18 protein-coding genes, 1 tRNA gene and 1 pseudogene are annotated in these 16,477 nt (G+C 71.1%); 15 read left to right on the top strand and 5 right to left on the bottom strand.

Annotation, left to right across the window (positions count from 1 at the left end; genetic code table 11):
• The first annotated feature begins 230 nt into the window (after positions 1 to 230).
• Positions 231 to 1,187 (top strand): ADP-ribosylglycohydrolase family protein, encoded by a 957-nt coding sequence (locus ACVGV2_RS06000; RefSeq protein ID WP_459165048.1) that lies wholly within the window; start codon positions 231 to 233, stop codon positions 1,185 to 1,187.
• Positions 1,188 to 1,203: 16 nt separating this feature from the next.
• Positions 1,204 to 1,401: a DUF6962 family protein gene (locus ACVGV2_RS05995; RefSeq protein WP_459165047.1), complete on the top strand. Its 198-nt coding sequence runs from the start codon at positions 1,204 to 1,206 to the stop codon at positions 1,399 to 1,401.
• Positions 1,402 to 1,455: 54 nt separating this feature from the next.
• Here ACVGV2_RS05995 and ACVGV2_RS05990 read toward each other — a convergent pair whose 3' ends face one another.
• The gene (locus tag ACVGV2_RS05990) at positions 1,456 to 1,830 is read right to left on the bottom strand and encodes a MerR family transcriptional regulator (protein ID WP_459165892.1); all 375 of its coding nucleotides are present in this window, start codon (positions 1,828 to 1,830) and stop codon (positions 1,456 to 1,458) included.
• A 251-nt stretch (positions 1,831 to 2,081) separates the two neighbouring features.
• Between ACVGV2_RS05990 and ACVGV2_RS05985 the strand changes: the two genes are divergently transcribed.
• The 8 genes and pseudogenes from ACVGV2_RS05985 to crcB all read left to right on the top strand — a co-directional run bounded on the left by ACVGV2_RS05985 (position 2,082) and on the right by crcB (position 6,321).
• On the top strand, positions 2,082 to 2,306 hold the full coding sequence (locus tag ACVGV2_RS05985) for a hypothetical protein (RefSeq protein ID WP_459165046.1): 225 nt from the start codon (positions 2,082 to 2,084) through the stop codon (positions 2,304 to 2,306).
• Between the two features lie 467 nt (positions 2,307 to 2,773).
• Positions 2,774 to 3,112 carry a PadR family transcriptional regulator gene (locus tag ACVGV2_RS05980; protein ID WP_459165045.1) on the top strand — a complete coding sequence of 113 codons (339 nt, stop codon included), beginning with the start codon at positions 2,774 to 2,776 and terminating at the stop codon, positions 3,110 to 3,112.
• A gap of 11 nt (positions 3,113 to 3,123) precedes the next feature.
• Positions 3,124 to 3,420, top strand: a complete 297-nt coding sequence (locus ACVGV2_RS05975; RefSeq protein WP_459165044.1) for a hypothetical protein — start codon at positions 3,124 to 3,126, stop codon at positions 3,418 to 3,420.
• Between the two features lie 66 nt (positions 3,421 to 3,486).
• Positions 3,487 to 4,776 (top strand): APC family permease, encoded by a 1,290-nt coding sequence (locus ACVGV2_RS05970; protein WP_459165043.1) that lies wholly within the window; start codon positions 3,487 to 3,489, stop codon positions 4,774 to 4,776.
• Between the two features lie 2 nt (positions 4,777 to 4,778).
• Positions 4,779 to 5,093, top strand: a complete 315-nt coding sequence (locus ACVGV2_RS05965) for a hypothetical protein (protein ID WP_459165042.1) — start codon at positions 4,779 to 4,781, stop codon at positions 5,091 to 5,093.
• Between the two features lie 126 nt (positions 5,094 to 5,219).
• Entirely contained in the window at positions 5,220 to 5,708 is a 489-nt protein-coding gene (locus ACVGV2_RS05960; protein WP_459165041.1) for a fluoride efflux transporter FluC, read from the top strand.
• Positions 5,705 to 5,938 (top strand): annotated as a pseudogene (locus ACVGV2_RS05955) (DUF190 domain-containing protein); the annotation flags it as partial. The gene ACVGV2_RS05960 and the pseudogene ACVGV2_RS05955, both read left to right, overlap by 4 nt.
• 17 nt (positions 5,939 to 5,955) lie before the next feature.
• Positions 5,956 to 6,321 (top strand): fluoride efflux transporter CrcB, encoded by a 366-nt coding sequence (gene crcB / locus ACVGV2_RS05950; RefSeq protein ID WP_459165040.1) that lies wholly within the window; start codon positions 5,956 to 5,958, stop codon positions 6,319 to 6,321.
• Between the two features lie 218 nt (positions 6,322 to 6,539).
• Here crcB and ACVGV2_RS05945 read toward each other — a convergent pair.
• The 3 genes from ACVGV2_RS05945 to ACVGV2_RS05935 form a co-directional block, all read right to left on the bottom strand.
• Positions 6,540 to 6,611 (bottom strand) — tRNA-Val (locus ACVGV2_RS05945).
• A 75-nt stretch (positions 6,612 to 6,686) separates the two neighbouring features.
• Positions 6,687 to 7,151, bottom strand: a complete 465-nt coding sequence (locus ACVGV2_RS05940) for a peroxiredoxin (protein ID WP_459165039.1) — start codon at positions 7,149 to 7,151, stop codon at positions 6,687 to 6,689.
• A 142-nt stretch (positions 7,152 to 7,293) separates the two neighbouring features.
• On the bottom strand, positions 7,294 to 7,731 hold the full coding sequence (locus ACVGV2_RS05935) for a DUF3052 domain-containing protein (RefSeq protein ID WP_459165038.1): 438 nt from the start codon (positions 7,729 to 7,731) through the stop codon (positions 7,294 to 7,296).
• Between the two features lie 229 nt (positions 7,732 to 7,960).
• Here ACVGV2_RS05935 and aceE point away from each other — a divergent pair, with 229 nt between their 5' ends.
• On the top strand, positions 7,961 to 10,834 hold the full coding sequence (gene aceE / locus ACVGV2_RS05930) for a pyruvate dehydrogenase (acetyl-transferring), homodimeric type (RefSeq protein ID WP_459165891.1): 2,874 nt from the start codon (positions 7,961 to 7,963) through the stop codon (positions 10,832 to 10,834).
• A gap of 257 nt (positions 10,835 to 11,091) precedes the next feature.
• Here the strand turns inward: aceE and ACVGV2_RS05925 are convergent, their stop codons facing one another.
• On the bottom strand, positions 11,092 to 12,369 hold the full coding sequence (locus tag ACVGV2_RS05925) for a M14 family zinc carboxypeptidase (protein WP_459165037.1): 1,278 nt from the start codon (positions 12,367 to 12,369) through the stop codon (positions 11,092 to 11,094).
• Between the two features lie 178 nt (positions 12,370 to 12,547).
• Between ACVGV2_RS05925 and ACVGV2_RS05920 the strand changes: the two genes are divergently transcribed.
• The 4 genes from ACVGV2_RS05920 to ACVGV2_RS05905 all read left to right on the top strand — a co-directional run bounded on the left by ACVGV2_RS05920 (position 12,548) and on the right by ACVGV2_RS05905 (position 16,420).
• Entirely contained in the window at positions 12,548 to 12,832 is a 285-nt protein-coding gene (locus ACVGV2_RS05920) for a DUF3263 domain-containing protein (RefSeq protein WP_459165036.1), read from the top strand.
• A gap of 121 nt (positions 12,833 to 12,953) precedes the next feature.
• A complete protein-coding gene (locus ACVGV2_RS05915; protein ID WP_459165035.1) occupies positions 12,954 to 14,168 on the top strand; it encodes a PucR family transcriptional regulator in 1,215 nt (404 codons plus the stop codon).
• A 351-nt stretch (positions 14,169 to 14,519) separates the two neighbouring features.
• Positions 14,520 to 15,440, top strand: coding sequence for an ACP S-malonyltransferase (locus ACVGV2_RS05910; RefSeq protein ID WP_459165034.1), 921 nt, complete (start codon positions 14,520 to 14,522; stop codon positions 15,438 to 15,440).
• The gene (locus ACVGV2_RS05905) at positions 15,437 to 16,420 is read left to right on the top strand and encodes a beta-ketoacyl-ACP synthase III (protein ID WP_459165033.1); all 984 of its coding nucleotides are present in this window, start codon (positions 15,437 to 15,439) and stop codon (positions 16,418 to 16,420) included. Before ACVGV2_RS05910 ends, ACVGV2_RS05905 begins: the two co-directional genes overlap by 4 nt.
• Positions 16,421 to 16,477: the final 57 nt, after the last annotated feature.

Raw genomic sequence — 16,477 nt, 5'->3', positions numbered from 1 at the left:
TTAGGGTAGGTTTTGAGGCGTGCAGCGGTCACGTGGGGACTGTCGTGACGCGGGCCCGTCGGGGACGGGGACGGAGCTGATCGAGCACGTGCTCGCGGCGTTCGCCGACGGCGCGGCCAGCCGGTCCGGTTTCAGCGAAGCAGCGAAGGGGCACCGAGTGTGCCTGCTCGCCGCGTCGCGCTGTGCGACCTGAAATGACCATCGGCACGCAGACAGGAGACGGACGGATCATGATCACGCCTGAGGCGCCCTCCCAGACCGTCGCCAAGGCGCGCGGGCTCCTGCTCGGCATCGCCGTCGGCGATGCCCTGGGAGCCGCGTTCGAAGGCCAGCTCAGCGTCGCCGGGGAGCACCTCGTGGCCCAGGAGCAGGGCACGACGCAGCTGCGCTACACCGACGACACCGCGTTGACGCTCGTGCTCGCACGGCACCTCACCAAACGCCGTGGCCTGCTCCCGATCGACGAGGGCGGGCTGGCCGCCGAAATGGCCCGCGAGTGCCAGCGGGAGCCCTGGCGCGGCTACGGCAGGGGCCTTCGCGAGACCTTCGAACGCATCCTCACCGGTGTGTCGTGGCAGGAGGCCGCCGCGGCCAGCTTCGCCGGGCAGGGTTCCTACGGCAACGGCGCGGCGATGCGCGCATCCCCCGTCGCGCTGGTTGCCGCCAGTCCCACCCACGCCGCCGAACTCGCCCGCGTCAGCGCCGCCGTCACCCATGCCCACCCCGACGGTCAGCGCGGCGCCATGCTGCAGGCGTGCGCGGCGCTGCTCGCGCTGAACAGCGACGTCGGCAAGCCGCTCGACCGGTACGCCTTCCTCGACCACCTCGCCCGCGCAATCGAGCGCACCGACTGGCAGAGGAGGCTGGACGCGGTCCGCAACCTGCTGGGCGAGACCTCACCGAGCGCGGCCGCCGAACACCTCGGCAACGACGCCTGCGCCCCCACGTCGGTACCCTTGGCGCTGCTGGCGTTTCTGCAGTACCCCGACCAGCCGGCCGAGGCGATCCGCTACGCCATCCGGGCCGGCGGTGACACGGACACGATCGCCTCCATGGCCGCGGCCCTGAGCGCGGGCCGCACCGGTGTGCACGCCCTGCCCGCCGAGTGGATCGATCGGCTGGAGAACGCAGCCGAAATCATCGAACTCGCCGACGTTCTCGCCGGCCGCATGTCCCCGTCGCAGTGACCCGCAGCGCCACCCCATGGCGCGCCCCATGATCGTCGCGATCAGCGCCCACGGGCTCGCGGGAATCGTGTTCGCCCTGCCCGAATCCGCGGTCGCCGCGTCCGAACTCGACACGACCTCGTTGTCCCACCTCGCCCAGATCCCGGGCTTCCTCCTCCTGTACCGAGCCGTGGCCCGCGGCGGGCGGACGGGAAAGCTCCACGGGACTTCGTGACGAATGCCGCACGACGACCCCGGCGACGTCCGGGCGCCGAGGAGGTGCACGTGTTCAGGGCCCCGCCGAGCGGTCGCGCAGCGCCGCCGCGAACTCCTCGGCGATCCGCAGCTGTTCGCGCAGGTTCCGGCACTGCTGATCGGCCCTGTCCTGGAACTCCTGCAGCCGGCGCTGCCGCTGCGCCTGCTCGTCGCCATCAGCGCTGTCGAGGATCGCCAGCAGCTCCCGCATCTCCTCGAGCTGCAGACCCAGCGGCTTCATCTGCTTGATCAGTTCCAGCCGGGCGATGTCGGATTCGGAGTACAGCCGGAAACCGCCCTGACTGCGCGTGCTCGGCACGACCAGACCCACTTCTTCGTAGTAGCGGATCGTGCGCAACGACAGGGCCGTGCGCTCAGCCACCTCACCGATCTGCACGTGTCCGCTGATCATTGCGTCCTTCCTCGCGACCGCGCCACCGCTCATCGACACCGCCGGTCCGCGCTGTCAAACGCCGATTCTCGCGCATCCACCGCGGCCCGCGCACCGGCCACCGGCCGAGCCGGCCGCCGCCGGCGCACCACGCGGCACCAGCTACTACGCGGACACCGCCCGGAGACGGCATTGACCCACGCGCAGACACGCGACGAAGAACGAGACACCAGCACCTGGCCGCGACGATGCGTCGGCTGCGGACGGAAATGGAGCAGCTGACCGGCTACATCGACCAGTCCGCCAGGAGCATCGACGAGCGCAAGCAGCACCTGTGGGACGACCTGCGCGACATGGACTTCGCCGAGAAGGCCCACTTCCGCCACGAAGTGGACCTGTCGGTCCGCTCGACCGAGCACGCGGCGACATCACGGGCAAGCGCCAGTACGAGATCACCGGCGGGCACCTGGAGTACATGCTCGACAGCTCGCTGAACATCAGCGACGACGTCCTGCAGCGCGAGCTGAGCCGATCCGCCGACGACAAGATGCAGAACATCGTGGCGACCATTCAGCGGGAGCAGTTACCTGACGAACCGGTGCGGCCAAGCAACCGACCGCCAATCCGTGCAGCCGCTCACGAGGGTGCCGCCGCCCGCCTGGCTCGCGGTCCTGGCCGCGGCAGCTTTATCGGAATACGATGTCGGTGTACGATATCGCGAAACGATGTCGACTGTGCGTCGTCGCAGTGGCGAGCGGTTGGAACAGCGGGAGGTGGGGCTGCGTGCTGGCGCTTGTGCAGGCGTGTCGCGGGTTGTCGGTGCCCGGCGCGTGGACCGCGCGGGACTGCTGCGTGTTTCCGGACTCGCGGTCTGGTTGTCCGCCCTCGACGTAGCATCGGAACCCGATATCGGCTTCGTGAGTGTGAGCGGGGCCGGGGTTTGCGTCGAGGGGAGCACGAGGTGCACGAGTTCCAGCGGGGCGCGATTCGGCTGCACATCCTGCATCACGCGGCTGAGGAACCGATCCACGGTGCGTGGATGGCCCGCGAGCTGGCCACGCACGGCTACGAGATCAGCTCGGGCACGCTGTATCCGACGCTGCACCGGTTGGAAGCCGACGGGCTGCTGACCTCCGAACAGCACACCGTCGAAGGGCGGGTGCGGCGGGTGTACCGAGCCACCGAGGCCGGCTGCGAGGCGCTGGCCGCCGACCGGGCAGCGCTGCGGGAGCTGGCCGAGGAGGTCCTCGGAGGCGGGGACGGCGACAGCACCGATCACGAGGACGACACTGCGACCTAGGAGGTCCGAGGATGACCACCGCACCGGTGAAGCCGTCCTGGCGGGTCCGACTGCTCGGCACGAGCGCGCCGGCGGCGGTGGTGCTGATCCCCCTGATCGTGACCATGCTCGGCGCGGAGATCTTCACCAAGGTGCCCGTGCTGGTCTCCGAGGGGGTGTGGATGTACCTGCACGAGGCGCGCAACGAACTCAGCCAACTGTTCGGCCTCGTCTTCGTGCTCATCGTCGGCGCCGGGACCTGGTCGCTGGACAAGTGGCTGGCCACACCGCCACATCCGGACGTCCGGGCCGACACCACTCGAACCTGACCCGATCGATTCCTCCCCGGCCCGTTGTCAGCCGGCCCACCGCCTGCGAAGGACGTGAGCACCCCCGTGTCTGCCACCTCGAACGATCCGTCCCCGTCGCTGGCGCGCCGGCTGGGCACCGTCGACGCGGTGGTGCTGGGGCTGGGCTCGATGCTCGGCGCCGGCGTGTTCGCCGCGTTCGGCCCGGCGGCGGCCGCGGCCGGTTCCGGGCTGCTGATCGCGCTCGGCCTGGCCGCGGTGGTGGCCTACTGCAACGCGATGGCCTCGGCCCAGCTGGCCGCGCGCTACCCCGAATCCGGCGGCACCTACGTCTACGCCGGCCACCGGCTCGGCCCCGTGTGGGGATTCCTGGCCGGATGGGGCTTCCTCGTCGGCAAGACCGCCAGCTGCGCGGCCATGGCCCTGACGCTGGGCGCCTACGCGTGGCCGGAGCACCCGCTGCCGGTGGCCGCGACCGCGATCGTCGTGCTCACGGGTGTGAACTACTTCGGCGTGGGCAAGACCGCCCGGGCCACCCGGGTGCTGGTGGTGCTGACGCTGCTGGCCCTGGCCGGGGTCGTCGCCGCCAGCCTCGGCGGCGGGCAGGCCAGCCCCGCACACCTGACCGACTGGTTCCCGCACGGCGTCCTCGGCATCACCCAGGCCGCCGCGCTGCTGTTCTTCGCCTTCGCCGGCTACGCCCGCATCGCCACCCTCGGCGAAGAGGTCCGCGAGCCAGCGCGGGTCATCCCCCGGGCCATCCCGCTGGCCCTGGGCATCGTCGTGCTCCTCTACGCCGTCGTGGGCACGGCCGCCCTGCTGGCCGTCGGCCCCGCCACGCTCGCCGAATCCACCGCACCGCTGGTGGCCGCCGCCCGCGCCGGCGGCCTCGACGGGCTGGCGGTGCTCGTGCGCGTCGGCGGGGCGGTGGCCTCCGCGGGCGTGCTGCTGTCGCTGATGGCCGGCATCGGCCGCACGAGCCTGGCCATGGCCCGCCACCGCGACCTGCCCGGCTGGCTCGCGGCGATCCACCCGCGCCACGAGGTGCCGCACCGGGCCGAACTGCTGCTCGGCCTGCTCGTGCTGGCCCTCGTGCTGGCCGCCGACCTGCGCGGCGCGATCGGCTTCTCCAGCTTCGCGATACTGCTCTACTACGGCCTGGCCAACGCCGCAGCCTTCACCCTGCCCGGACCCCAGCGCCGCTGGCTGCGACCCCTGACTGTGCTCGGCCTCGCCGGCTGCCTGGCCCTGGCCGCCACCCTGCCACCGGCCAGCGTGCTCACCGGCACCGCCGTCCTGCTGCTCGGCGTCCTCGGGCGGGCGGCGACGACCGCGCTGCGGCGCCGGGTCCGACCACACACCACGGGCGGTGAATAAGCATGCTCGCAGGCCGCCTCGACCTGGTGGGCCAGACGGTGAGCTCGCCCTGGCTGCACGCCGTCGTGGCCGGCATGACCGCCCTGGACGTGGTCTTTCCCGTCATCCCCGGCGAGACCGCCGTGGTCACCGCCGGCGCGGGCGCCGCCACCGGCCCGCCGCACCTGCTGCCGGTCAGCGCCGCCGCCGCGCTCGGCGCGTTTGCCGGCGGCCACATCGTCGACCGCCTCGGGCGCGGCGCCGGCGGGCTCGTTGCGCTTGCTCCGTCTTGGCTTCCAGGTGCCGGACGCGCTTCTCGGGTGAGTTCGTTAGGCTAGTCGTCAGCACGCGGAGTGCTTGTGCGGCGGTGGGGCCCGCCGTCCCGCCCGCGTTCGGGCGGGTAAACCGCAGTTCGGATCTGCCAACGGTCCCTTCCAGGAGTTGATGCTGCTGGGAGGAGGCCTGTGCCGGAGTCGTCCGTGCCGCCGGTGGATGCCGATGTCGATGTGGCGGGGCCCACGCAGCGTCGAGGGCTACGCCAGCATCCGGCGATGGTGCTGGCGGTGATCGTCTGCGGGGGCGCGCTGGGCGCGCTGGCCCGCTACGGGATCACCGCGGCACTTCCGCACCCCGCCGGTGGAATGCCGTGGGCGACGCTGGGCATCAATACCAGCGGCTGTCTGCTCATCGGCGTAGTGATGGTGCTGATCATCGAGGTCAGGGCCGGGCAGCGCCTGCTGCGCCCGTTCATCGGCGCGGGGGTACTGGGCGGCTACACCACGTTTTCCACCTACGTCGTCGACATCCAGCACGCGATCGCCGCGGGTGCGCCCGCCACGGCCCTGGCTTATCTCGGCGGGACCGTGGTGGCGGCGATGCTGGCGGTGTTGGCCGGTTCGGCCGCGACCCGGGGCGTGCTGCGGCTGGCCCGCAGCTCGAGGAGGCGGCCGTGAAACAGCAGGGGTCGGCGCTGCGGTTGACCACCTTCATCGACGAAGTCGCCCAGTGGCACCACAAACCGCTGCATGCCGAGATCGTGCACCGCGCACGTGCCGCCGGTCTGGCCGGGACGACCGTGCTGCGCGGGCTGGAGGGCTGCGGCGCGCCGAAGAACATCCACACCACCCGGACCCTGTCGCTGGCGGAAGATCTGCCCCTGGTGATCCGCTACGTCGGCCGTGAGCACGAGGACGACGTTCGATGACGCTGCTGTGGGTCACCCTCGGGGCCGCGGTGGGGGCTCCGCTGCGCTACCTCGTCGACCGAGCGGTGCAAACCCGCCACGACTCGGTATTTCCCTGGGGCACGCTGACCGTCAACGTCACCGGCTCGGCGATCCTGGGGTTCCTGCTGGCCCTGCCGGCCGGCCCGGCGGTGTCCGCTGTGCTGGGCACCGGCTTCTGCGGCGCGCTGACCACCTACTCCACCCTGAGCTACGAAACCCTCCACCTGGCCCAGGACCGCTCCTGCCCACTCGCGGGACTGAACGTGCTCATCAGCGTCATCGCCGGCATCGGCGCTGCCTACTGCGGGCTGGCGTCAGCACAGGCGTTGGGGTTCCAGTAAGGCCGCCTGTCGGAGGCGGGTCACGGCTAGGTTGCCGTTCTTCGAGCCGATGCCGAAGCTCGGGAGCCGGCTGAAGACCATCGCTGTCTCGGACCAGGTGAAGTCGTCCCTCGACGCCCCGGTGTCCGCGGATGAGTTTCGCCAGGTCATCGGAGTGGGCGGCTGGGAAGGACCGGTTCCCGGCAAGGAATTGGCCCTTCCACCTGGGGTTTCGACCGTGGGCGCAGCTGGGCTCGAACCAGCGACCCCTTGCTTGTAAGGCAAGTGCTCTTCCGCTGAGCTATGCGCCCCCGAACGTGGCCAGCCGGCAGGCCGACTCCGGTGATCCCACCCTACCGGCAGGCCACGAGCGGTTGTCGGGCGGTTCAGCCGGCCAGGTCCGCCAGGGCCTTCTTCCACCCGCTCTGGTCGCGCGGCTCACCGGGCTGGTTCACCTCGGCGAAGCGCACGGCACCCTCCTTGTCGACCAGGAAGGTCCCGCGCAGCGCCATGCCCGCGTCGGCGTTGAACACACCGTAGGCCTGCGCGGTCTCACCGTGCGGCCAGAAGTCCGACAGCAGCGGGAAGGTGTAGCCCTCCTGGTCGGCCCAGGCCTTCAGCGAGAACGGCGTGTCCACGGAAACACCGAGGATCTGCACGTCCTCGTTCTGGAACGAGCTCAGGTCGTCGCGCACCTGGCAGAGCTCGCCCTGGCACACACCGCTGAACGCGAACGGGTAGAAGACCACGAGCACGTTCTTCTGGCCGCGGTAGTCGGACAGCGACACCTGCTGCTTGTTGTAGTCCGGCAGCGTGAAGTCCGGCGCCTGCGCACCGACCTCAACCGTCATGAGTGCACCCTTCGTTCGGCATGAGCTTGCGGAGTCGAACCTACACCGCGCACCGGTGCAGGAATGATCATCGGACCGGGCAGCGAACCGGTACGGACCCGGGTGGGGTGAACTTTCCGCGCGAAATGTTCACCGCCGCGCGTCAGCGCCGCCCGGCTTTGGCCCGGCGACCGCCGAGCCGCGTCCCCAACCAGTTCTCGCCGACGTTGACGTTGGCCGTCTGCGCCAGGTTCGCCGTGTCGGCGGCCTCGGCGATATCGCTCGGCTCAACGTACCCTTCCCGGCCGGTCTTCGGGGTCAGCACCCAGATGACCCCCTCGTCGGACAGCGGAGTCATCGCGTCGAGAAGCGTGTCCGTCAGGTCGCCATCGTCATCACGCCACCACAGCAGCACGACGTCGACCACCTCGTCGGCATCTTCCTCGAGCAGGTCACTCCCGCAACGTTCTTCGATCGCGGCCCGGACGTCGTCATCGACATCCTCGTCCCAGCCGAGTTCCTGGACGATCAGGTCCGGCTCGATCGCAAGCCGGTCGGCGACGTCGACTTCGCCCTTGCCGGCGTCTCCCGCGGCGACCACGGTGCTCTCACTCCTCCAATGCTGTGGTGCGGTTGTCACCGCACGCGAAACTTTTCGATGCGGTCGTCAGCGAACACTGCCAAGTGCCTCCGGCGCAACCGCTCGCGTGCACGACACGCCGACGGCGTTCCGTGTGATCCGACTCTAATCCCCGCGCGCCAGCGAGGACACCCGGAGGAGGACAACTCCGCGTTCGCTCCCCCTCCCGATCATGCCGCGAGATGCGACCATGGGCGGTGTTCGACGTCACGCGGACGCCCCGGCGTCCGCCCCGGCGGCCGCCCGCACGGTCGCACCCGCCACAGTCCACGACGCAGTGGAGGAAGTTCCGTTGTCCTCGCCGCACGACGACCCCAACACCGCCCACTCCGAGCGGGTACGCATCATCCGCGACGGGCAGGCCGCCCACCTGCCGGACATCGACCCGGACGAGACCGCCGAGTGGATGGAATCGTTCGACGCCGTGCTCGACAACGCGGGCCGGCAGCGCTCCCGCTACCTGATGCTTCGGCTGCTCGAGCGGGCACGCGAAAGCGGTGTCGGCGTTCCCTCGCTGACCAGCACCGACTACGTCAATTCGATCCCGACCGAGCAGGAACCGTGGTTCCCCGGGGACGAGGAGACCGAGCGCCGGTTCCGCGCGTGGATGCGCTGGAACGCCGCGGTGATGGTGCACCGCGCGCAGCACCCGGACATCGGCGTGGGCGGGCACATCTCCTCGTTCGCCTCCTCCGCCAGCCTGTACGAGATCGGGTTCAACTGGTTCTTCCGCGGCAGGGACCACCCGGGCGGGGGTGACCAGCTCTACTTCCAGGGGCACGCCTCCCCCGGCGTGTACGCGCGGGCGTTCCTCGAGGGGCGGCTCAGCGCCGACCAGCTCGACGGGTTCCGCCAGGAGTACTCGCACCGCGGCGCCGGCGGCGGGCTGCCGTCGTACCCGCACCCGCGGCTGATGCCCGATTTCTGGGAGTTCCCCACCGTGTCCATGGGCCTGGGGCCGATGAACGCGATCATGCAGGCGCGGTTCAACCGCTACCTGCACGACCGGGGCATCTCCGACACCAGCCAGCAGCACGTGTGGGCCTTCCTCGGCGACGGCGAGATGAACGAGCCCGAGTCCCGCGGTCTGCTGCAGGTCGCCGGCAACGAGGGCCTGGACAACCTGACCTTCGTGATCAACTGCAACCTGCAGCAGCTGGACGGCCCGGTGCGCGGCAACGGCAAGATCATCCAGGAGCTGGAGTCGTTCTTCCGCGGCGCCGGGTGGAACGTCATCAAGGTCATCTGGGGCCGCGAGTGGGACGCGCTGCTGCACGCCGACCGGGACGGCGCGCTGATCAACCTGATGAACACGACCCCGGACGGCGACTACCAGACCTACAAGGCCAACGACGGCGCGTTCGTCCGCGAGCACTTCTTCGGCCGCGACCCCCGCACCAAGGACCTCGTCAAGAACCTCAGCGACGACGAGATCTGGGGCCTGCGCCGCGGCGGGCACGACTACCGCAAGATCTACGCGGCCTACAAGGCGGCGATGGAGCACAACGGGCAACCCACGGTCATCCTGGCCAAGACGATCAAGGGATACGGGTTGGGGGCGAGCTTCGAGGGGCGCAACGCCACGCACCAGATGAAGAAGCTCACCCTCGACGACCTCAAGCTGTTCCGGGACAGCCTGCGCATCCCGCTCACCGACGAACAGCTGGAGCAGGACCCGTACCGGCCGCCGTACTACCACCCCGGCCAGGACGCTCCCGAGATCCAGTACCTGCTGGAGCGCCGCAAGCAGCTCGGCGGATTCGTCCCGGACCGCCGGGTGCGCGCCAAACCGCTCGCGCTGCCCGGTGACCAGGCCTACGAAGCGGTGCGCCAGGGATCGGGCAAGCACGAGGTCGCCACCACCATGGCGTTCGTGCGCCTGATCAGGGAACTGGCCAAGGACGAGGAGGTCGGGCCGCGGCTGGTGCCGATCATCCCGGACGAGGCGCGCACGTTCGGGATGGACTCGATGTTCCCCTCGCAGAAGATCTACAACCCGCTGGGCCAGCACTACACGCCCGTGGACGCCCAGATGATGCTCGCCTACCGGGAGAGCGAGCAGGGCCAGATCCTGCACGAGGGCATCAACGAGGCCGGATCGGTGGGATCGTTCACCGCCGCGGGCACCAGCTACGCCACGCACGGCGAGCCGATGATCCCGGTGTACATCTTCTACTCGATGTTCGGCTTCCAGCGCACCGGCGACGCGCTGTGGGCGATGGCCGACCAGATGTCGCGCGGGTTCCTGCTCGGCGCGACCGCGGGGCGGACCACGCTCACCGGCGAGGGGTTGCAGCACGCCGACGGCCACTCGCAGCTGCTGGCAGCCAGCAACCCGGGCGTGGTCTCCTACGACCCCGCGTGGGCGTTCGAGATCGCCCACATCGTCAAGGACGGGCTGCGTCGGATGTACGGCGAGAACGCGGAGAACGTCTGCTACTACCTGACGGTCTACAACGAGCCGTACAACCAGCCGCCGGAACCGGAAGGTCTGGACGTGCCGGGGCTGCTGCAAGGGCTCTACCGTTACCGGCCCGGTGAGCAGGAGTCCGGACCCCGGCTGCAGCTGCTGGCCTCCGGCGTGGGCATGCAGGAAGCGCTGCGGGCGCAGGAGCTGCTGGCCGACGAGTGGGACGTCTACGCCGACGTGTGGTCGGTGACCTCGTGGACGCAGTTGCGCCGCGAAGCCGAGGCCGTCGACCAGCACAACCTGCTGCACCCGGAGGACGAGCAGGTCCCTTACGTGACGCGCGCCCTGGCCGACGCGCAGGGCCCGATCGTGGCCGCCTCGGACTGGATGCGTGCGGTGCCGGACCTCATCCGCCCCTGGGTCGGACGGCCGATGTACAGCCTGGGCGCGGACGGGTTCGGCTTCTCCGACACCCGGATCGCGGCGCGCCGCGTGTTCCTCGTGGACGCCGAGTCCATCGTGGTCGCCGCGCTCTCCGCCCTGGCCGACGAGGGACGGCTGGACCGCTCGCGGGTCTCGGAGGCGGGCCGCCACTACCGGATCGACGATCCGCGGGCGGCGGGTTCGCGGACTTCGGAGCCGGGCACAGCGTGAGCCGCTGACCTGCAGGTCCCTGCGGAGCGCCGCGGCACGTCGAACGGGCCCGGGAAGAGGCCGTGCTTCCCGGGCCCGTTGCGGCTTTCCCGGTCGTTGCGGCTTTCCCGGTCGTTGCGGCTTTCCCGGTCGTTGTAGCTTCCCGGACCCGTTGCGGCTTTCCCGGTCGTTGCGCGTGCGCAACGGGCCCGATACGCCCCGCGGACCGTCGTTCTGCGCGGCCGTGCTCGGTGCTCACCACGAGCCGCGCCCGGTCCTCACCGCAGGCCGTGCTCGGCCCGCGGGTCGAGCAGCAGCGCGGCGAGGGCCCGCTGCTGCTGCCGCAGCGGAACGAACCGCCCGCCGTCCGGCGCGGGAAGGCTGCGCACGCCGTGCAGCCGCAGCGCGGGGGCGAGCGCCGCGTACTCGCTGCCGGAGAGGCGGTAGCCGGCAGGCGGGTCGGTGTCCACCTGCTCCGGTGCGGGTTCCTCGTTGTCCGCGCCGCCGAAGTAGACCGGTCCCACGTCGCGGAGACCGGCCGTGCGGGCCTGCTGCGTCGCGCGGTCGATGTCCGCGCCGCGTTCGCGCAGCATCCGCAGGGTGGCCGTGAGCCCCGTCTGCTGGGAGTGCACCCGGCGCCGGTTGTTCACCGCGGGATCGGCCTTCTCCTCCTCGGTCATCGGGTCCTGGCGGGCCTCGACGAGCAGCCCGAGGGCGTGCTTGAGCCCGACGGTGTTGCGCAGGATCCGCTCCTGCCCGTCGCCGGCGACCTGCTTGACGGGTTCGCCCGTGTCCGGGTCGGTCCACAGTCCGTAGACGCCGGTGCTGTAGCCGGCTGCGGCGGCCGCGGGGAACACGCCCTGGCGGGCGAGGCCGCGGGCGAGGCCGTGCACCTCGGGGCGGGTGTTCAGGTTGCGCGGCCACAACGCCAGCAGGTCCTTGGTGTAGTACGGCGGTTCGGCGCCGTACTCGTGCAGGTCGTGCACCACGTCCGGCTGGCGGTCGCGGATCACCCGGGTGATGGCGCGCGCTTCCGGCGAGGCCAGTTCGAGGTGGTCGCGGTTGATGTCCGCGCCCTGGGCGTTCTCGCGGGTCCGGGCGACGTGGCCGTCGGGGTTCGCGTTGGGCACGAACAGCAGCCGCGTGCTGCGCAGCAGTTCGCGCACGGCCGGGGACTCGCTGGCGGCGAGGTCGCGGATGCGGCTCAGGCACGCTTCTCGCCCGGAGGGTTCGTCGCCGTGCTGCGAGCACACGAACAGGGCCGTGGTGCCGGCGGGGTTGCCGAGGCCGACGAGCCGCAGCGGCCGGTCCTGCGTGGTGCTGCCGATGCGCCGCACCGACACGTCCGCGTGCCGCCGGTCGAGAACGCGCAGGAAGTCGGATTCCTCGCCGGGGCTCGTCCAGCGGGCGCCGCCGCTGTCCTCGAAGCCCGTGCGCGGCGGCTCGACCTCGGTCGGCGCACCGGGGGCCGCACCGGCAAGCCCGGGGACGAGGACCGCGCAGGCCGCCGCGGCGGCGAGTGCTCTGCGCCGGAACGTGGTCCGCAGGAAGCGCACTGTGTTGCCCGCCCTTCGCTCAGCTGTTGATCACCGGACGTAATCCACCACGCCGGCACTGCTGCTGCAAGACCGCTGGCGCGAATTCGACCTACCGGATTCTCGAACAGACGTGCGCATGGGGGTAGGCTGGTGATGGCGTGCTCGTGCGGAGGGGGATTCCATGAACCACACCGAGTTGGACAGCACCGAGCTGAGCGGCACCGAGCTGGGCGGCACCGAGCTGGGCAGCACCGAATTGGGCGGCACCGGCCTGAACGAGACCGACCGCGCCATCCTGGCGTTCGAGAGCGAATGGTGGCAGCGCGCGGGCAACAAGGAACGCGTGATCCAGGAGCGCTTCGGCTTCTCGGCGATGCAGTACTACCGGCGGCTGAACCGGCTGCTCGACGAGCCACAGGCGCTGGCGCACCAGCCCGCGCTCGTGAAGCGGCTGCAGCGGTTACGCGACGCGCCCCGGTGACGACCGCGCACCCGGCGCCGGGATCCATCCGATGCCGGAGCCCGATCAGCGTCAGGCGTCGGGCCCCGATCCGGCGCCGGGGTCCGATTCGCGGGGATCACTCACGTGGGATTCTGGCGGCATGAGCAACGAACCGGCGGGTGAACCGGCCGGCGATGCCCGCTCGGACCTGAGCGTGGCCACCCTGCACCGCCTGGAGCACGCTTCCGGGGAGCTGGCCGGCGCCAGCGTCTCCGAGATGGAGCAGCGCCTGCCCTGGTTCCAGCGGCTGCCCGCGGACCAGCGGGCGAACGTGCTGCTGGTGACCCAGACCGGTGTGTCCAACTTCGTCGCGTGGCTGCAGGACTCCACCGAGGCGATCCGGCTCACCGCCGAGGCCTTCCGCACCGCACCGCGGGACCTGTCCCGCTGGGTGAGCCTGCGGCAGACGCTGGAGCTGGTGCGCGTGGCCATCGACGTGTTCGAACAGCGCCTGCCGGGGCTGGCCGCCGACGACACCGAGCACCGGTGGCTGACCGAGTCGATCCTGCGCTACACCCGCGAGATCGCGTTCGCCGCGGCCACCTCGTACGCGGCCGCTGCCGAATCGCGCGGCGCGTGGGACGCGCGGCTGGAGGCCCTCGTCGTGGACGGCATCGTCCGCGGTGACGCCGAGGAGTCGCTGCTGTCCCGCGCCTCCGCACTCGGCTGGAACCAGTCCTCCGCGGCCACGGTGCTCGTGGGCACCGCGCCCGAGGACGATCCGCCGTCGATCGTGTACCAGGTGCGCAGCCGGGCCGCCCGGATCGGCTGCCCGGTGCTGCTCGGGGTGCAGGGCAGTCGGCTGGTGGTGGTCCACGGCAGCACCCGCGAGGAGCGGGCCGGCCGGGAGGCCGCCAGCATGCTGGCCGAGGTGTTCGCCGAGGGCCCCGTCGTGGCGGGGCCGACCGTGCCGAACCTGGCCGAGGCGCACCGCTCCGCGAGCGACGCGATGTCCGGTTTGCGAGCGGTGGCCGGATGGCCGTCGGCTCCGCGTCCGGTGCCCTCGGCTGATCTGCTGCCGGAACGTGCGCTCGCGGGCGATCCGGAAGCGGAGCGGCAGCTGGTGGAAGAGGTGATGATCCCGCTGACGGATGCGGGAAGCGCCCTGCTGGAGACGGTGGACACCTACCTCGAGGTGGGCGGCGTGCTCGAGAGCTGCGCCCGCCAGTTGTACGTGCATCCGAACACGGTGCGGTACCGGTTGCGCCGGATCGGCGAGCTCACCGGGCACACCCCGTCGAACGCGCGGGACGCACACGTGCTCCGGGTCGCGCTCGCCGTGGGGCGGCTGGCGAAGTCCCGCGGGCTGTGGTGATCGTCCGCGCTGCCGCGGGAGCCGGTGCCTCGACGGCGCACCGTCCGTGACCAGGCCCGCTCGACTTTGTGGAGGCGCGCCAGTACCTCCGGCGCACCGCCCGCCGGCTCGCCGGGACGGGCGGATGCCACCGACGCGTGCCGCCGACACGTGCGGTGTGCGGTGCATTCCGCTCGAGCTGCGGTAACGGCGCGTTCACCGCGAGATCACGCACAGCAGGCACATCCTCGCGCGCGGAGCCCCTCGGGCGCCGCATCGTGGCGTATTTGTGGACACTCCACAACATTGCGCCTGCGACTTCGTTCCTGCCGTCATCCCGATCGCCCGGCCGCGACGTGTTCAGTGGCAGATGTGATCGCACTGTTGGCACCTGGGCAGGGATCCCAGGCCCCTGGCATGCTCAGCCCGTGGCTGGAGCTCGACGGCGTGCCCGAGCAGCTCGGCACCTTCAGCGAGCGCACCGGGCTGGACCTGCTGCGCCTGGGCACCACCGCGGATGCGGAGGAAATCAAGGACACCGCCGTCACCCAGCCGCTCGTCGTCGCCACCACGCTCGTCGCTGCCGATCAGCTGCGCAAGCGGTTCGCGCTGCCGGAGACGACGCCCGTCGCGGGGCACTCCATCGGTGAACTCGCCGCTGCCGCGCTGGCCGGCGCGTTGACGCCGGAGGACGCCATCGACCTCGCGGCCGTGCGCGGTCGCGAAATGGCGTCGGCCTGCGCGTTGGAACCCACCGGCATGTCCGCTGTGCTCGGCGGGGACGAGAACGCGGTCCTCTCGCTCCTGGAGCGCCTCAGCCTCGAGCCGGCCAACCGCAACGGCAGCGGGCAGATCGTGGCCGCGGGGCGGACGACGGCGCTGGAGCAGCTCGCCGAGCAACCCCCCGAGGGGGCGCGGGTGCGTCCGCTGCCGGTGGCCGGCGCGTTCCACACCCGGTTCATGGAGCCGGCGCGGGAGAACCTGGCCCAGCACGCCGACGAGCTCACCCCCACCGACGCCCGCATGCCGTTGCTGTCGAACTCCGACGGAGCTGTGGTCACCGGTGGTTCCGAGGTGCTCAAGCGCCTCGTGTCGCAGGTGACCAGCCCGGTGCGTTGGGACCGCTGCATGGCCACGCTCGGCGAGCAGGGAGTGGACGCCGTCGTGGAGTTCCCGCCGGCGGGCGCGCTCACCGGTATGGTGCGCCGCGACCTGAAAGGCACCAAGACCGTGGCCCTGAAAACCCCAGCCGACCTGGACAAGGTCGCCGATCTTCTGGAGGGCGCCGCGTGAGCGCTCGACCGACAATCAGCCAGCCCGCCCCCGCTGCTGGTGTGCGCCTGCTCGGCTTCGGCTCCACCCAGGGCAACCGGGTGGTGACCAACGCCGAGCTGGCCGAGATCGTCGACACCGACGACGAGTGGATCCAGCAGCGCGTCGGCATCGTGCACCGCCGCCTCGCCGAGGATGACCAGACCGTGGTGAGCATGGCCGTGGAAGCCGGTGCGAAGGCCGTGGCGGACGCGGGGCTGATCCCGTCCGATGTGGACCAGGTGTTCATCGCCACCTGCACCATGCCCGGGCAGATCCCGAACGCGGCCGCGCAGGTCTCCGAGGAGATCGGCATCGGCGCGCAGGGCGCCGCCGACATCAACGCTGCCTGCGCGGGCTTCGTCTACGCGCTCGACGCGGCGACGAACGCGATCCGCGCCGGCACCGCGCGCAACGTGCTCGTCATCGGTTCGGAGCGGTTCCAGGAGTGGCTCGACTGGACCGACCGCGCCAACTGCATCATCTTCGCCGACGGCGCGGGCGCCGCCGTGGTGGGGCCGTCCGAGGAGCCGGGTGTGGCGCCGGGCGTGCTCGGCAGCGCCGGAGATCTGGTGGACACCATCTACTTGCGCGAGGGCAAGTACATCTACCAGGAGGGCCAGTCGGTCTTCCGCTGGGCGAGCACCCAGATCGCACCGGTGGCCGAGCAGGCGGTGCACCGCGCGGGCCTGTCCCTGTCCGATGTGGATGTGTTCGTGCCGCACCAGGCGAATCTGCGCATCGTCGAGGCGATCGCCCGCAAGCTGCAGAGCCAGGGTGCGCGTGACGACCTCGTCGTGGCACGTGACATCGTTTACTCCGGCAACACGTCCTCCGCGTCGATCCCGCTGTCCATCGACCACATGCGCGCAGCGGGGGAGATCTCCAGCGGGGACGTGATGCTTCTGGTGGGCTTCGGTGCCGGGCTGTCGTACGCCGCGCAGGTCGCCGTGTGCCCGTGAGCCACCGCCGCGCGGCGGTGGTGACGTGCTCCAACATTGAACGAGGAAGGGAAAACC

This window comes from Bounagaea algeriensis (assembly GCF_054491375.1).
Note: the sequence above shows the minus strand (reverse complement) of the source record. Positions and strands in the feature narration are given on the sequence as shown.